This is a genomic window from Ensifer sp. NM-2, from assembly GCF_003024455.1.
Taxonomy (GTDB): domain Bacteria; phylum Pseudomonadota; class Alphaproteobacteria; order Rhizobiales; family Rhizobiaceae; genus Ensifer; species Ensifer canadensis.
The window spans coordinates 143,937-160,709 of record NZ_PVZR01000017.1 but is presented as its reverse complement, the minus strand read 5'-3'; the positions used below and the strand labels follow the sequence as shown (position 1 = coordinate 160,709).

General features: G+C 59.2%; 14 protein-coding genes. 6 read left to right on the top strand and 8 right to left on the bottom strand.

The features are described from left to right. Nucleotides 1–458: hypothetical protein (locus C6558_RS40530; protein WP_146160919.1), on the bottom strand; the 458-nt coding region annotated here is incomplete at its 3' end. Nucleotides 459–848: 390 nt separating this feature from the next. Here C6558_RS40530 and C6558_RS27945 point away from each other — a divergent pair. From C6558_RS27945 to C6558_RS27935, 3 genes are all read left to right on the top strand, one after another. Next, a complete protein-coding gene (locus C6558_RS27945) occupies nt 849–2,297 on the top strand; it encodes a HAMP domain-containing sensor histidine kinase (protein ID WP_107028019.1) in 1,449 nt (482 codons plus the stop codon). Beyond that, entirely contained in the window at nt 2,294–2,989 is a 696-nt protein-coding gene (locus C6558_RS27940) for a response regulator transcription factor (protein WP_057209602.1), read from the top strand. The genes C6558_RS27945 and C6558_RS27940 overlap by 4 nt, the downstream gene beginning before the upstream one ends. A gap of 888 nt (nt 2,990–3,877) precedes the next feature. Further along, entirely contained in the window at nt 3,878–4,969 is a 1,092-nt protein-coding gene (locus tag C6558_RS27935; RefSeq protein ID WP_057209599.1) for a GSU2403 family nucleotidyltransferase fold protein, read from the top strand. Nucleotides 4,970–5,372: 403 nt separating this feature from the next. Here C6558_RS27935 and C6558_RS27930 read toward each other — a convergent pair whose 3' ends face one another. The 5 genes from C6558_RS27930 to lsrA all read right to left on the bottom strand — a co-directional run bounded on the left by C6558_RS27930 (nt 5,373) and on the right by lsrA (nt 11,269). After that, nucleotides 5,373–6,629 carry a class II aldolase gene (locus C6558_RS27930; RefSeq protein ID WP_057209596.1) on the bottom strand — a complete coding sequence of 419 codons (1,257 nt, stop codon included), beginning with the start codon at nt 6,627–6,629 and terminating at the stop codon, nt 5,373–5,375. 72 nt (nt 6,630–6,701) lie between these two features. After that, on the bottom strand, nt 6,702–7,733 hold the full coding sequence (gene lsrB / locus C6558_RS27925; RefSeq protein ID WP_057209592.1) for an autoinducer 2 ABC transporter substrate-binding protein LsrB: 1,032 nt from the start codon (nt 7,731–7,733) through the stop codon (nt 6,702–6,704). After that, nucleotides 7,730–8,746 (bottom strand): autoinducer 2 import system permease LsrD, encoded by a 1,017-nt coding sequence (locus C6558_RS27920; RefSeq protein WP_057209588.1) that lies wholly within the window; start codon nt 8,744–8,746, stop codon nt 7,730–7,732. The genes lsrB and C6558_RS27920 overlap by 4 nt, the downstream gene beginning before the upstream one ends. After that, nucleotides 8,743–9,774, bottom strand: a complete 1,032-nt coding sequence (lsrC, locus tag C6558_RS27915; protein ID WP_057209584.1) for an autoinducer 2 ABC transporter permease LsrC — start codon at nt 9,772–9,774, stop codon at nt 8,743–8,745. The genes C6558_RS27920 and lsrC overlap by 4 nt, the downstream gene beginning before the upstream one ends. Continuing rightward, on the bottom strand, nt 9,767–11,269 hold the full coding sequence (gene lsrA / locus C6558_RS27910; RefSeq protein WP_107028018.1) for an autoinducer 2 ABC transporter ATP-binding protein LsrA: 1,503 nt from the start codon (nt 11,267–11,269) through the stop codon (nt 9,767–9,769). Before lsrA ends, lsrC begins: the two co-directional genes overlap by 8 nt. A gap of 239 nt (nt 11,270–11,508) precedes the next feature. Between lsrA and C6558_RS27905 the strand changes: the two genes are divergently transcribed. Genes C6558_RS27905 through C6558_RS27895 form a run of 3 tightly spaced genes read left to right on the top strand, consistent with a single transcriptional unit; the run spans nt 11,509 to nt 14,393 of the window. Further along, the gene (locus C6558_RS27905) at nt 11,509–12,456 is read left to right on the top strand and encodes a sugar-binding transcriptional regulator (RefSeq protein WP_107028017.1); all 948 of its coding nucleotides are present in this window, start codon (nt 11,509–11,511) and stop codon (nt 12,454–12,456) included. An 8-nt stretch (nt 12,457–12,464) separates the two neighbouring features. Next, nucleotides 12,465–14,027, top strand: coding sequence for an autoinducer-2 kinase (gene lsrK, locus C6558_RS27900; protein ID WP_199197063.1), 1,563 nt, complete (start codon nt 12,465–12,467; stop codon nt 14,025–14,027). A 54-nt stretch (nt 14,028–14,081) separates the two neighbouring features. Next, the gene (locus tag C6558_RS27895; protein WP_057209569.1) at nt 14,082–14,393 is read left to right on the top strand and encodes an antibiotic biosynthesis monooxygenase; all 312 of its coding nucleotides are present in this window, start codon (nt 14,082–14,084) and stop codon (nt 14,391–14,393) included. A gap of 383 nt (nt 14,394–14,776) precedes the next feature. Here the strand turns inward: C6558_RS27895 and C6558_RS27890 are convergent, their stop codons facing one another. Beyond that, a complete protein-coding gene (locus C6558_RS27890) occupies nt 14,777–15,904 on the bottom strand; it encodes an S-(hydroxymethyl)glutathione dehydrogenase/class III alcohol dehydrogenase (RefSeq protein ID WP_107028016.1) in 1,128 nt (375 codons plus the stop codon). A gap of 22 nt (nt 15,905–15,926) precedes the next feature. Further along, nucleotides 15,927–16,772 (bottom strand): sugar phosphate isomerase/epimerase, encoded by an 846-nt coding sequence (locus C6558_RS27885; RefSeq protein ID WP_057208289.1) that lies wholly within the window; start codon nt 16,770–16,772, stop codon nt 15,927–15,929. Nucleotide 16,773 lies beyond the last annotated feature (1 nt).

Sequence of the window (16,773 nt, the reverse complement as noted above, 5' to 3'; positions counted from 1 at the left end):
ATGAGAAGGACGGTGACCCAGGAGCGAATATAACGATCAACACCCAAGCCTCGTACACGGCCGGCGCCACCCATTGTATAGGTCATGATGACGCCGCCGACGGATTCCCACGGCACTGTGTAAGGGAGGCTTGCGCCGGCCGTGTACGAGGCTTGGGTGTTGATCGTTATATTCGCTCCTGGGTCACCGTCCTTCTCATCGTTGTGATCGACACCACTGTCGCCCCAGCAGGCGGACCACGTATATCCATAGTCGACCTGGCCGATTGACTGGGTCGCGGAGCCGGTGCAGCCCGCGTACGCATTGTCGGCCACGGCCGCGCCGCCGAGACCCAAGGCCAACATTATTACTAAACGCGATGCGTTTCGGTCGGACAGGACTGCAGCCTGGTCGCTGCGCCTGGATGAAGGGTGCGACGATCCTTGCCGGGTCTTACCGGTGCGTGCGACATGCTTCATGCGATGAGCCCCCAAAAGTGAAGCGAACAAGACCTGCCGACCTTGAGACAAGCTTCGTCGCATGCGCAATCTGCGCGAAATCCTCGACGCGACTTCCTTCAACCAAAACGGCAAGGCCACAACCATGCGAACGATAAAGCGACAAATGCCGGAGATTCAACCGAACAAAACGATTCAATTCTGACCAAATCCTACAGCCGACGCTTCATGCAGAGCTCTTGGGATTTGCGATCGATGACAGACAAAAACATCAATCGATCAATTCAGCTGAACTCTTGTAAATTCTTGCATCACTTGATTGTTCTTGCGCCTGCGCTGGACTCCTGCCAGCTATAGGTTGCATGATCGCGTGACTTGAAGCAGCAGGGGACACCGTACAAATGCTCAAGAATGCTTGACCTCAAGACAGTCCTGGTCGTCAATCTGGCGACTGCCAGCCTGCAGGCGATCGTCTGGATCTTCGTCTGGTTGGCATGGCGTCATCTCTACGAGCTCAAGTTCCTTGCTGCGGGGTTTACCGCCATTGCCATAGGGCTTCTCTTGATGATCTTGAGAGGCGAGCAGCCTGCCGCATGGTCGATCGTGTTGCACAACACTGTAATAAAACTCGGTCTGGTCCTGCTCGCCGAAGGACTGGCGCGCTTCCTTGGCCAACCCCGCTACACCTGGATCGGTATTTCGCTGCTCATTTTTCAGATTGTGGCCTGGAGCATCGCCCTCGCCGTCGATCCGGGCAACCTTGCCATCCGCATCCACTCATCGACCCTCTTCACGATCATCATGATGTCATTGATGTCCGTGGCGCTCCTGCATGACCGGACACAGCCTTGGCTTTTGCGATGGATTACCATTGCGGTATTGGCCGAATATATCGCAGCCAGTATAATTCACAGCGCGATCGAGTACTGGAACCCGGCCGTCGCCCAAGACATCACGGTCCTCGACAATCGCAACGCCTGGTACCTGTTGCAGGGCGTTCTGTTTCTGATCGCTCTGTTTGCCTGCCTCCTCTTCATGGTCAGTTCGCGACTATCAGAGGCCCTACGCGAGAAAAACGACGCTTTGTTACGGGAAGTGGTGGAACGCAGGAGCCTTGAAAACCAATTGAATACCAGCCTTGAAACCGAACGCGCGCTTCGTGAGGAGCAGGCGGACTTCATGCGCATTGTTAGTCACGAGTTTCGCACTCCCTTGGCGGTCATCCGTAATGCCGCCGACATGATCGGTCTGGTCGGTGACAGATCGCGTGAAGCAACAAAGGAACGGCTTACCGGGATCGGCGAGGCGCTAGACCGGCTGTTCTCCCTTATTGATCGCTTCATGACGAACGACCGAGACAATGGCTTTCGACCGCAATCGATGCAGATCGGATCTCTGATGACCGACGTGCAGTTCCATTTCGAAATGACCGGGCGCGGGGAACGATTGCATTTCAAAACGTACGGGGAATCAACTTCGGTTTTCGTCGATCCCGATATGCTGGCAACCGTCGTCATCAATCTCATCGACAACGCCTTCAAATATTCGCCCGAGAACCAGTCCATTCATATTGATACCCTGTCGGCAAGTGGCTTCGTCGTTATCCAAGTGTGTGATCGCGGTATCGGTATACCGAAAGCTGAGGCACACAAAATTGGTCGCCGCTTCTTCCGAGCCTCCAACGCCAAGGCCGGAAGCGGGACCGGGCTTGGCCTTTACTCTTCCCGTAAGCTTCTGGCCTATCATAGCGGCACATTGGAGCTCCTACCCCGTGAAGGAGGGGGAACGGCGGCTGTGGCGCGTGTGCCTATCTTGAGCGGAACGACAGAGCCCGCCCTGCAAGAGGAGATAATGGGTTGACCCGCATTTTGATCGTCGAGGACGAACAGCGACTGCGCAGGGATCTGGTTGATTTTCTGGGATTGTGCGGTTTCACGGCCGAAGGAACTGCGACAGCAGAAGGTTTGCGGCAGACACTGGCAAATGATGAGCCGCCCGATGTCATCATCCTCGATGTCGGGTTGCCTGATGGCAATGGTTTCGACCTGGCCAGCGAAATCCGTGAGGCCGGTCGCTGCGGCATCATCATGCTTACAGCTCTTGGCGACGGTGACGACCGCATTCGCGGCTTTGAAAGTGGAGCCGACATTTATCTCGTCAAGCACAGCACCTTGCGGGAGATCGAAGCAGCGATCCGTAGCCTACTGCGGCGAACAGGTGATCAAGGTGATTTAGCGGACGGCGGGGCAGGCAAATGGGCGTTGGACAGCAGAAATTGGACTCTCACTGCGCCCAACCAACGCTCGCTCAAGCTAACGGCAACCGAGTTCGCGCTCGTCAATACGCTTTGCAAACATGACGGTGGCATCTGCAGACGCGAGGAACTGGCGGAGACCCTTGCCCGCCCCAGAACCCATTTTGATAACCGGCATCTGGATGCAGTCGTCAGCCGCCTTCGCCGTAAGATAGGGGAGCAGACCAACCTGCATGTGCCGATAAAAGTGGTCTATGGGGTGGGCTATACGTTCACAGCCCCGACCGTTGTGCAATGAAGATTCTACAAGATTTTGGCCCCATCTGCGGCCCGCATGTTCGCCGAGGCCGCGTCTGGCCTCTCCGCGCCTTGAGGTCGCTGTCGATCGGTGAGGAGGCCAATTGGTAGGAAATGATGTCGACAATGCAATTTGGCGGTCACGCCCTCGAAGTGAGACGTTCCAACCTTTAGTTCGCAACGGCGAGCCTCCTTCATGAGGCGAAGTTGCCGTGGGTCACGGTCGAGCTGCGGACATCCATAGAACATCCCTATTAATTCAGTGATTTAGCGAAAGTTTTGGTGCTCGAAGCATAGACTACGCCTTCACAAGGAACGTCCACCAGGCGGCGTGAGCGGACGACGCTTCGAGGTATTATTGCATCTTTTCGGCTTTTCCGGGCGGTCAACAGGGTGCGCAGCGCGACCGCGAGTATACATTATGCGGCGATCACTCGATCTCGTTTTGGCCACGGGTTATCTCAGTCGCTTGTTGAGCAACGCCTGGGTTGTGCGGTAGACCTCAATGTAAGCAATTACCTACATATAGCATGAGAGAAAGAAAAACCAAGCCGAGGATACGCCGGAGCCGGTTTACGCTGGCCCTCGATACCGTCGTACAGGGTTAGCAATCCAGCCGCCACATGTGCGATCCCAGGCCGTCCAAAATAGAACAAGACGGGCATAATGCTCGTCTGCCCATGATACCGGCGGCCGCGCTGGGGAGAAGCGATCACCCGAGCGTATGGTCAAGAATGATTGCCGACGTGGCCGGCCCCATGCATTATGCACAGTCTTCGAACCCCGCAGGACGATCCACGCGACACCGTTTCTAACCCATGTTCCCCTCCCGCCTCCTTTCTGTTATGACCATATTTGCATAAATGGTCACAACTCGTAGGAGATGACGTTGAAGAACATCGACCTCATGTACCAGACGATGCTTGCTGAGCTGGCGCAGAGGACTATGGACGCGGCATGGACAGCAGACTTCCCGCCCGAGGGCCGTTTCATCACATCAGAGGTCAAGGGCAAGCGCTACTGGTATTTCGACATGCCGGATGGCTCGGGCGGCAAGAAGCGCCGCTACGTCGGTCCTGCTGACGATGAAGAGATCGCGCAGCGCGTCGAGGACTTCAAACGTGACAAGGACAGTCTGCGGGATCGCAGGCGCATCGTGGCCTCGCTGACCCGGCAAGGAGGCATGATCGCGCCCGACCCCATGTCCGGCGATATCGTCGAGGCGCTCGCAGCCGGAGGCCTGTTTCGGCTCCGCGGCGTCCTCATCGGCACGGTGGCCTTCCAGACCTACAGCGGCATCCTCGGCGTGCGCCTGCCCATGGCGACGATCGTAACTGGCGATGCAGACATCGCTCAAGACTACGCCGTCAGCCGGGAGGTCGAAGACTCCCTCCCCCCGATCCTCGATCTCCTGCGCTCGGTCGATCCCACCTTCCGGCCTGTCCCGCATCGATCGGGATCGGCAGCGTCGAGTGCGTTCCAAACCAAGCGCGGCTACAGGGTGGAGTTCCTGACCTCCAACCGCGGCTCCGACGACTATAGCGATCAGCCGTCAACGATGCCCGCTCTCGGCGGTGCCAGCGCAGACCCGCTGCGCTACTTGGACTTCCTCATCCGAGATCCGATGAGAACGGTGCTGCTGCACAAGAGCGGTATCCCGGTTAATGTTCCGGAGCCGTCTCGGTACGCTGTTCACAAGCTTATCATTGCGACCAAGCGCCGAACGGACGGCCACTTCGTTCTGAAGCGCGACAAAGACCTTAAACAGGCCGAACTCCTCTTTGAAGCTCTCTACGAGACGCGGCGGGCATCCGACTTTGCACTTGCATATGAAGAAGCCGAAGAGCGCGGACCTGCATGGCGCGAGGCTCTGCAGGAGGGTACGGACTTGTTGACGGAGCAAGGCCGAAAGATGCTCTTCCAAGTTCTGCGGCGGGGTAATCAGGAGATCGGCAAGGTACGCCCCGAAGATCGGCAGTGAGGAAGTAGAGGGCGTGTCGTCGCAGGTAATAGGGACTGTCCGTGAGACAACAAGACGAAGTTAAAGACCGGACCCATTATGGAGCATGTTTTTTTTCTAAAACTACCACGCGAATGTCGGGTGGCTTGTCGCTTCTGGACTAGAGTTTGGCAATCCGCCTCGCGAAAACACGTCGCCAGCATGACCAAGGAGTTGGGTGCAACGTACCCAACATAACCGGCAAAAAACTCCGGCCAATATCGAAGAATTCTTCAAGTAAAAAAACAGTTGATGCGCGGCGATGGCATGCGGCATACCCGCAGGTTAGAGACGATCCCCGGTCAAGCAGCCACGCGGAAAACGGCGCCAATTCTTGTGTTGCCATGCGCCGATACAGCCATAATCGCCGCTGCCGTCTTCCGGCTCAGTTTGCCTGAGTGACCTTCAGTTTCGCCTGTTCGAGAACCCAGTACTCCATGGCGAACAACTCGGCCTCTCCAATTGGCGTGAATCGGCCATACGACTCAGCAGCATTGATCGCACGTGTCGCCTGCTCGCAAAGATCTCCGCCGATTTTGGCGGCCTTTACGTTGGTGCCGATGTTAAACATGCCCTCTCCACGCACGACCACGACACGCGGATAGGGATCGAGCATGGTTTTCGGCTCTGCTGAGTGCGCGGCGTGGCGATTGAAGTAAGCGCGGTAGCGCTCCTTGTAACTCTCCAGCGCCTGTTCGATTTCGAGATCACGCGCACCTGCGTCAATGAACATCGGCCAAGGCTTGATGCGAATGACGTGATCGGGCGTTACGGTGCCGCGAAGGGCAATCTCTTCGACATTGCTCTTGCGCACGTGCTGACGTATTGCCTCCGTTGAGCGATAATCCAGCGAAACGCCGGGGGCAAAGGGGGACCGTTCGCCAGTCAGCACTGAGGTGAGACGTGTTTGCAGAGCGGCGTCGGGACTCCGGTCGCTCTGTTGCGGACCGGTCAGTTTAATCCCTTTGCTCGCCAGTTCCTCCTCGGCCAATGTTACAAACTCGATCATCAATTCGTACGACGCCCGCGCCGTGCCGGCGAAAGTGAACAGGCCATGATTTTCCAGCCAGAGGCCCTCGCAATCGCGGTGGGCATCAAAGATGCGAGCTCCGTCAATTGATAGGTCAAAACCTGGCATCACATACGGCACGAAGGCTACGCGGCCGCTGTAGAGACGTTCGACGGTATCGCGCATGCCAGGTTGATCCGCTAGCGCCAGGATCGCGGTTGCATGCGTGTGGTCGACGAATTCGTGGGGGATGAAGGCATGCAAAAGCGCCTCGACCGAAGGATTGGGCGCGCTGGCATCCAGCAGATTGGCGCGCAGCAAGGCGACCATATCGGGATCGGAGAGCCTCAGCCCGTCGCGCGCCGCCAGAAGCTCCGGCAATCGCACCGCTGGCAGGCCAGGCGCCTCGATGGTGTCGAGATCCCAACCGCTGCCCTTGATATGCATGAGCGCGCAGCCGTCCTCGCCCGTCACTTTGACCGATGTATTGCCGCCGCCGTGCAGCACAAGGTCCGGATCGCCACCGATGATGCGCGAGGTATAGATGCGTAGCCCCAACGCTTCGCTATGGCCAGCGGACCGGGCGGCCTCCACGTAACGGTTGGCGTCGATGTCGTCCCAGCGGCTTTTCATGATGGGTTTCCATTTTTCATCAAGTGAGAACGGGCGGCCATTCGCAGGCCACCCGGCCTGGTGTTTTCAAGATCAGAAGTCGAAATTGCCGATATTATCCTTGGTGAAGACGGTACGCTCGGGTAGCAGCACGATACCGTTGCCTTCGGCCTCGTAGTCGTAGCCTTGAACCTTGTTGGCCGAGACTTCGACCGTGCCGACGCCTGGGACTTCCAGCTTGTCACCGACCTTCATGGGACCGTTCTTCAAGACGTGGTCCGCGACGAAGACCGAGATCTTGCCTTGCTGGGTCACATCCCAGAGACCGAACCGCTTGATCGTGCCCCGCTCGATGTAGGGCCGCATGACGTTCGGTGTCGAAAACCCGACGATCGTGACGCCATCTGCCCGCTTCAGGTTTTCAGCGGCCTGGGCTGCGGCCGGCAAGGCGTTGGCGTCGGGCGCGATGATCGCGTCGAGATCGGGGTAAGTCTGCAGGATGCTTTCTGCCGTCTGCAGCGACTTCTGCGCATCGTTGTAGCCATATTGCGTGGTGACGATCTCCCAGCCGGGATGCTCCTTGGCGATCTTCGCCTTGGCAGCTTCCGCCCAGGCGTTCTGGTCGGTGACGGTCGGGCTCGAATAGAAGAAGGCAACCTTCGCCTTCTCCTTCTTCACGCCCTCGCCGGCCATGTCGACAAGCAGACCTCCGAGTTGTTCTGGCGTGCCCTGATTGATGTAGTAGCTCCGGCAATCCGGATTGACGTCGCTATCCCAGGTCATCACCAGCACACCGCGCTCCATCGCACGCTTCAGGGCCGGGCAAAGTCCATCCGGCGAAACGGACGAAACGATGATGGCGTTGTAGCCCTGGTTCACATAGTTGTTGATGAACTGCACTTGGCCGGAGACGCTTGGCTCGGTCGGACCGTCGTAGGTGACCTTTGCGCCAACCTCTTCGCCGGCCTTTACCGCTCCGGCCCCACCGCTGGTAAAGAAGCCGACACCGACTAGCTTGGGGATGAAGGCGATCTGGGATTCGGCCTGCGCCGTACCTGATGCAAGCACGGTGCCGGCAAGAAGGCTGGCCGCAAGGGCGGCGGTTTTGACGATTGTGTTGTTCATTTTCTTTCTCCTCCTGAGGTGACAGCCGCCCGGCTCTTCTGTTGCCGGGCAACGGCGACGAAATCGGAAAGCAAAGCGCTTCCGTGGCGCAGTGCGACCGCTATAACCAGCAACCCTCCCGAAAGTGCGCTGGAAATCTGGCTTGAAACACCGCTCGCCTGCAGGCCCTGCTGCAGGTAGCCGATGACGAATGTGGCAATCAGCGTGCCGAGAATGGACCCCTGCCCGCCGTAGATCGACGCACCACCCAGCACGGCCGCCGTGACGGCTGGAAGCAGCGTCGCGGCTCCGAGATCGACGCGCGCAGAGCCGAAATAGGCGGACATCACCAGCCCCGCCACCGCGGCGCAAAGTCCGGTGACGACGTAGGTGACGGTCTGGATGGTGGCCACGGGAATACCGGCGAAACGAGCCGCACTCTCCGATTGGCCAACAAGAAAGACGGCACGGCCGAAGCGCGTGAAATGCAGGAGCACCACGAGCACGAATGCAAGCCCGAGAAATACGGCAAGGGTCGCGGGCAGCCCGAACAGTTGTGCGTAGCCGAACCCATTGAAGGCTTCCGGGAAGTTGCCGATCCCCTCGTAACCGCCAGCCCCGACAAAGCCCGAAGCGACGGTCGCCGTTCCCTGAAACAGATAGAGGCTGCCGAGGGTGACAACGAGAGGCTGGATCTTCGACAGGTGAATAACGCTGGCGTTGAACAGGCCGCAAATCGCGCCGGTCGCAAGCGATATCAGGATCGATAGCGGCAGCGGTACGGCGTAGAAAGTCGCGACTCCGAACACAATTGCTGCAAGGCCGATGGCCGATGCGAAGGAGACGTCGATGCCGCCGGCGATGATCACCAAAGTCAACGGCAAGGCGACGATGCCGATCTGGACGAAATCCGAGGTGCCGTAGATCAGGTTCGCGGGATTGAGAAAGCGCGGATTGATGATGCCGAAGATTGCAAGCTCCGCCACCAGCATGGCGAGCAACGCGGTCTCCCAGCGGAAGATCAACTTTTTCATCGGCTCGTCTCCGCGATCCTGGATGTTGTAGACTTGGTATCGTGGGCGGGCGCACGATCGTGGATGGCGTAGCGGCGGGCACGAATGCGCCGATCGATAAGTTGACGAATGCGGCCATCGAGAAGGAGTACCGAGAGCAGTAGCGCACCGGCGATGAAGTCGTTCCAGTAGGCGGGAATTTTCAGGAAGACGAGTGCGCTGTCGATCGAGGTGATGAAGATCACGGCGGCGACAACGCCTGCGACCGATCCGGTGCCACCGAGAAGGCTGACGCCGCCGAGAACGTTGACCGCGATCGCCTTGAGTTCGATGCCGTTGCCCGCCTGGTTGGGAATGAAGCCGATCTGGGCGGCAAAGACGACGCCTGCCAGAGCGGCGCAAGATCCGGCCGCGACGAAGGCGGCAAATTGGACGCGCCGCACCGGCACGCCGAGGTGGTGCGCTGCCGCCTTGTTGTCCCCGACCGCATAGAAGAAGCGGCCGAAACGCGTCTTGCGCACGAAAATCCAGAGCGTGACGATTAGCAGAACGACGACGACTGTCAGCGCTGAGAAACCGAAGCCGAGATTGGTGGAAAGCGCCTTCAGATCCTGCGGCAGGTCCTCGATCCAGCGTCCGCCGGTCATGACCAGCATGACGCCGCGATAAAGACCAAGCGTACCAAGGGTGGCGACGATCGACGGTATGCCGAGATAGGCGACCATCAGCCCGTTGAACGCACCTGCCAGCGCGCCGGTGAGCAGACAAAGGGCGATCGAGAGCGGCAGGCAGAGACCCGCATTCAACGTGAGGCCAAGCACTGCGGCACTCAGACCGAGCACCGAGCCGCTCGACACATCGATGTTGCGCGTCAGGATAACGACCATGGTGCCAAGCGAGATCAGCATCAAAACCAGGCTGCTCGACAGCACGGTCGAGACCGTTGCTCCGGAGAGATAGCCCGGCGCCGCTGCGCCGATTGCGGCGTAGGCAAGGGTCAGGATGAAGATGAGCGTGACAACGCGGTTCCGGGCGAAGAGATCAAGCATGGTGAGCCTCCGAGGCGCCGAAGGCCAGTCTGGCGATTGCATCCACGCTGATCGCGTCCGAGAGTTCGCCGCCGTGTCGGCCAAAGGCCATGACCTGAACGCGATCGGCCAATTGCTCGATCTCGTCAAAATCGGAGGATATGAGGACGATGGCGACGCCGTCGCCGGCAAGCGTGCGGATCAGTCCGTAGATGTCGTTGCGGGCGGCAACGTCCACCCCGCGCGTCGGTTCGTCGAGGATCAACACCTTCGGCTTCGCCGATAGGCATTTTGCCATGAGAACCTTCTGTTGGTTGCCCCCGGAAAGGCCACGCGCTGCCTGGCCGGCGCCGGTGCATTTTATGCCCATGCTGTCGCGAAAGCCGTCGAAGATCCGGCGTTCAATTCCCGGCCGCAGGAAAAACGGCAGGCGATGGATAAGATACGACGAGACATTCCAGTAGAGCGGCGCTTCGAGGAAAAGGCCGTTCTGCTGGCGGTCTTCCGGCAGATAGACGAGGCCGTGATTGATGCACGACCGTGGCTGCCGGTTCTTCAGCTCCTTGCCTTCAAGATGCACGCTCCCGGCGGTTTGTCTGCGCAAGCCGAAAAGTGTCTCGGCAAACTCCGTGCGCCCGGCACCGACGACACCGGCAAGACCGAGGATCTCCCCTGCCCTGGCATCTAGGTCGATGTCGCGAAAGCCCTCTCCCGACAGCCCGCGCACCGTGAGCCTCGGCTGACCGATCTGCGCCACCTTGCGCCCGAGCTTGGCGGGTCCGTTGCCGGCTGCAAGCGGTACACGGCTCATTGCCTCCACGATCTCGGCGTCCGTATGGTCGTCGAGCGGCCCCGAGAGCACGATGACACCGTCCCTAAGCACGCTGATCGCGCTGCAGATTTCTCGGATTTCACGCAGCTTGTGGGAAATGAAGAAAATGCCGACGCCCTGCCCCTGCAGTTTTCGCACACGTTCGAAAAGTGCGCTCGACTCGAAGGGTGTCAGAGCCGAGGTTGGCTCGTCGAGGATGAGGACGCGCGCGTCCCGCACCAGGCCACGCAGAATTTCGACGATCTGCCGTTCGGCGATCTCGAGCGATGCTGCCTGCGCATCGAGATCCACCGCAACGGCAAGCTCGGCAACAAGCGCCTCGACGCGAGGCCGCAGCGAGCGTGGTGACAGCGTCAAGCCCAGACAGATATTTTCCAAAACCGTCTGGTTTGGCAGGATATGCGCTTCCTGCGGCACCAGATAGAGACCGAGGTCTTGGGCGAGAGCCGGCGAGGCATGCATCAACGTCCGGCCGTTGATTTCGATGCGGCCGGAGTTGGCCGGGATAACTCCGGACATAATCTTCATCAGACTGGATTTGCCTGCGCCATTGCCTCCGAGAAGCGCGTGCACTTCTCCGGCTTCGAGCGCCAGCGAGACGCCCTTTAAGACCGGCACCGCACCATAGGATTTCCAGATGTCCTCTAGAAGGGCGACCTTCCCGGCCGCTTGTTCCTTCACCATTCCCCACCTGTTCAAATGTATTCTGTTACCATCATGTGATCATAATGCCCTACCACCGTCAATATGGTCATCTGTGTCGAACGGAGATGGAAATGACTACATGAGGACCAGACGCGCAAATAATCGCGCAATATCAGTCGGTTGCCGATCAATAAATTATTTCGGCACTCAACACCGTTGACGTATCAAATGTTTTTGCAATATTCAAATGATCACAACAACCCAAAGGAATGGGCCGCATGGCTTCGGACAATGGCGAGTGGAGTTACGCGGATGCGGACGAGGAGACCCTCACCCGCATTGCCTGGTATTACTACAATGACGGCTTGACTCAGAACGAGATCGGCGAACGGCTGAACATGTCCCGCATCAAGGTGTCGCGTCTTCTGGAAAGCGGTCGGCGTTCGGGCATTATCCAGGTGCGCATCAATTCGCGCTATCAGGGATGTCTGGCACTCGAACGTCAGATCAAGGAGCGCTACGGATTGCTGGAGGCCTATGTCGTGCCGCAACTGCCCGATCAGGATCCGAGCGACCGCCTGGGCCAGGCGGCCGCCCAGTTCCTCATGCAGCGCCTGCAGCATGGCGACCTCCTGGCGGTTGGCTGGGGCGCCACCGTCAGCAACACGATTCAGCGGCTCGGCCATCTCGCCAATGAACGCGATATCGGCCTTGTCAGCCTCACCGGCGGCGTCGGAACCTATGTAGACGGTATGCGCACCGCCAATTGGGGAAGCAGCGTCCATCTCGTCCCCGCCCCTCTTGTCGTCAGAGACCCGCAGGTTGCAAGCAACCTCTCCTGTGAACCGGCAGTCGCCAACCTGCTCGACATGGCGCTCAACGCATCCTTTCAGCTCGTTGGTATCGGCGAGCTTTCGCCTGCCTCGACGGTCGTGCGCTCCGGTTATGTCACCCCTGATGAAGTGGAGCCGCTGCGCCGCAAGGGCGCAGTCGGAGACATCCTTTGTCAGTTCTACAATGAACAGGGCGAGGTGCTCGATCTGCCGCTGCACGATCGCGTGATCGGGGTGAAGCTCGCGACCCTGTCGCGCGCCGAAAAGGTCGTGGCCGCGGCAGGCGGCCTGCAAAAGGTACAAGCCATCCATTCTGCATTGCGGGGAAAATTCGTCGGTATCCTCATCACCGATGAAACCACCGCAGCCGGCCTGCTCGAGATCAAGGACTGAGCATCACGATGAACGCAAGATATCTCCTGGCCGTCGACGCTGGCACGGGCAGCGGCCGCGCCGTCATCTTCGACCACGACGGCAACCAGATCGCCAGCGCCCAGCATGAGTGGTGGCACAAGGCTGATCCGCGCTTTGCCGGCTCGATGGATTTCGATGTTACGGGCAACTGGACACTTTTGGCGCGGGCGATCGGCCGCGTCATTGCTGATGCGGGGATCCGGGCAGCCGATATTGCGGCCGTCAGTGCCACCAGCATGCGCGAAGCCATTGTCGCCTATGATCGCGACGGTCGCGAAATCTGGGCTTGCGCGAATGTCGACAGCCGCGCCAACAACGAGGTTCGCGACCTGAAGCAGGACTTTCCGCAGCTTGAGGCGGAACTCTATGCCCAATCCGGCCAAACCTTTGCGCTGGGCGCCCTGCCCCGTCTACTCTGGCTGAAGCGCAACCTTCCCGACGTCTACGATCGTGTTCATCGCGTCAGCATGCTTTCGGACTGGGTGCTCGCCCGGCTTTCAGGCGTGATCGCGAGCGATCCCTCGAACGCTGGCACGACCGGTCTTTATAGCTTGGCGGCGCGCAACTGGCTTCCGGATGCCATGTCCAAGGTCGGTATGCGTGACGATATCTTCCCGCCGAGTGCCGAGCCGGGCACTGTGATCGGCCGCGTTACTTCGCAGGCATCGCAAGAAACCGGTCTTGCCGCCGGCACGCCGGTCGTCATGGGTGGCGGTGACTGCCAGATCGGCGCCGCCGGTCTCGGGATCGTCAACGAAGGTGACTGCGCGGTGCTTGGTGGCACCTTCTGGCAGCAGGTGGTCAATGTGGCGCCGTCTGTTACGGATCCGTCGATGGATTTGCGTATCAACCCCCACGTCGTCACGGGTCTCAACCAGGCCGAGGCAATCAGCTTCTTCGTCGGCATCGTGATGCGGTGGTTCCGCGACAGCTTCGGCGCTGAGGAAATCATAACCGTCGGCCCCGGCGGCGACGCCTATCGCTTGCTGGAGCAGAAGGCGGCCCTTGTTCCTCCAGGTGCGTACGGCATCATCCCGGTGTTCTCGGACGTGATGCACTATGGAAAATGGTATCACGCGGCCCCGTCACTGCTGAACCTCTCCATCGATCCGGAAAAATCCGGCAAGGCGGCAATCTTTCGCGCTCTGCAGGAAAACGCCGCCATTGTTGCGGCCCGCAACCTTGCCGCCATTTTCAAACTTTCCGGCAAAATACCTGACAAGATCGTCTTTGCGGCCGGCGCCTCCAAGTCCGCCCATTGGTCACAAATCCTCTCCGATGCAACCGGCTTGCCGGTGGTAACACCCGTCGTCAAGGAGGCGACTGCTCTCGGCTGTGCCGCGTCGGCGGCAATCGGCGTTGGATTCCACCGCAATTTCGTCGAGGCCGCCGAAAGCTGGGTTCGTTGGGACCGACACTTCGAACCCAATCTCGAACACAAGGCGATCTACGACAATGCCGGCGAGCGTTGGGCCCGAGCCTACGCTCTTCAACGTCAACTGGTCGATGAAGGCGTCACCACCGCCATGTGGAAGGCTCCCGGTCTCTAAACCCTTTCTTCGCACGCACCAGCGTGCCGCTCTAACTTTACCAAGGAAAACGACATGCTCATTCAGATGGTCAGCATCAAGGTCCAGGAAGGCCATGCGGCCGAATTTCTCCAAGCCTTTCGCATCAACTACGAGGGCACACGCCGCGAGCCCGGCAATCTGCGCTTCGATGTTTTGCGCGATCCGCAGGACGAAAACACGTTCCTGATCTATGAAGTCTTTCAATCGGCCGAGGCTCTGGAGGACCATCGCAAGACTGAGCACTACAAAGAGTGCGTCCGCATGATTGACCCAATTCTTGCTGGTCCACGGACCAAGGTCTACTACAACGCCGAGATGGCAGACTTTCTTGAGAAGACGGCTTAGAATTTAGCTTCTGGAAAAACTGCGGCGATGCAAACTTCGCGCTTGGTCGAAATTGCGCCCACGCTGCAGCCGTGTGAATTTTTCCGTCCCAGGCGAAGAGGCCGGTGTCTCAAACTTAGGTGGAGCCACACCGGCCTGCTCTCATCCTGAGTGCAACCCGAGCAGGGCACCGCTTTGATGCTCCCTCAGGGGAAGCCACCATCGCTGCAACCGCCGCGTTCCGTCGATACATTCTGCGATTTTGTTACGCGATTTTGTTGCGGCGACCACAAATGCGGTCGCTGCTTGCCGAGCGGGAACTCGGCATAGGACAGGTGGAGGGCTGCCCTATTCCCTGAGGGGTTTATGGAATTCCGACCGGTCGACCGTGATCCTTCATTGGACTAAAATAGAACCACGCTGCGGATGCTCTCGCCGGAGTGCATCAGCTCGAAGCCCTTGTTGATGTCTTCGAGGGCCAAGGTGTGGGTGATCATCGGATCGATCTCGATCTTGCCTTCCATGTACCAGTCGACAATCTTCGGCACGTCGGTGCGGCCGCGGGCGCCGCCAAAGGCGGTGCCCATCCAGCTGCGGCCGGTGACGAGCTGGAACGGACGGGTGGAGATTTCCTGGCCGGCACCGGCAACGCCGATGACCACCGACTTGCCCCAGCCGCGATGCGAGGCTTCGAGCGCCTGGCGCATCACCTTGGTGTTGCCGGTGCAATCGAAGGTATAATCGGCGCCGCCGATCTGGTCGGCCCCGCGCTTCGTCATGTTGACGAGGTAAGGCACGATGTCGTCGCCAACCTCCTTCGGATTGACGAAGTGGGTCATGCCAAAGCGTTCGCCCCAGGCCTTCTTGTCGTTGTTGAGATCGACGCCGATGATCATGTCGGCGCCGGCAAGCCTGAGGCCCTGGATGACATTGAGGCCGATGCCGCCGAGGCCGAAGACGATCGCGGTCGCGCCGATCTCGACCTTGGCCGTGTTGATCACCGCGCCGATGCCGGTGGTGACGCCGCAGCCGATATAGCAGATCTTGTCGAACGGCGCGTCGGGGTTGACCTTGGCCAGCGCGATCTCCGGCAGCACGGTGTAATTGGCAAAGGTGGAGCAGCCCATATAGTGATGGATCTTGTCCTTGCCGATCGAAAAGCGCGAGGTGCCATCCGGCATCAGGCCCTGGCCCTGGGTCGAGCGGATCGCCGTGCACAGGTTGGTCTTGCGCGACAGACACGACGGGCAGGTCCGGCATTCCGGCGTATAGAGCGGGATGACATGGTCGCCCTTCTTGACCGAGGTCACGCCCGGGCCGACATCGACGACGACGCCGGCACCTTCATGGCCGAGGATCGCCGGGAACAGACCTTCGGGGTCGGCGCCGGAAAGCGTGAAATCGTCGGTGTGGCAGATGCCGGTCGCCTTGACCTCGATCAGCACCTCGCCGGCCCGCGGCCCTTCGAGCTGAACGGTCATCACTTCCAGCGGCTTGCCGGCCTGAACGGCGACGGCGGCGCGTACATCCATAATAATATCTCCGATAGTTTGATTAGGTCAGGGGGCCGGTTGAGACCTTCGCCCACAAATCACGAGCATGTTGCTTCAGCGCCAGGGATTCCTCCCAACGGTCTGTAGTATCTTCGCCGAAGCGGTCTGTTATCGCATAGGGTTTGGGGCCGAGTTCGCAGACGAATGCGAGGCTGTCGTTCGCCCCTGCCCGCTTTTGCCAACTGCGAAAACCAAATTCCCACCAGCCGAGAAAGAGATCCACCCAAGGGCGATGGTGAGGATAGGAGATCTCGATTTGGACCTGTTCTCGTGAGGCTACTCTTCCGTGGAATGCCCAGGAGCAGTCCAGAATCTTCTCGATCAGTCGGTGATTTTCGTCGGAGATGGGCCAGGAAAACTCGCGCCCGACGAGGAAATGGGACACATCTCCCAGTAGCCTCAGATTCGGAAGACGATCAAGAAGGTCCAAGGTGAAGAAAAGGTCGGTGGTCATCCGATCGCGATGAGTCTCGATCAAAACAGGAATTCTCGCTTCCTCCGACAGTTGTTGCCAACCTTCAAGAAGTGGCAGGCAATCTTCTACGCGGCGCAAACGAACGTCGGGTTGCAGGCAGATATGGTGAACACCGAATTCGGCGGCGTTTTCAAGAACCGGCTTGAGATCATCTATGGTCGTTGGAAAACACTGGCCTTCGACCTGAAGGCCGAATTGGCGCAGCAGGGCGTGAAGCCACCGCACATACGCTCGGTCGTGCCAGTGCGCGCTTACACCATCAAAGCCTCCTTGAGCGATCCGCTCGACCTTCTCCTCGAGGGTGAATTCGGAGCGTCTGCTGCTGCGCAGTTCCATCGCCCAAAGTGATTGAAACACCAAAAGTGATTGCATT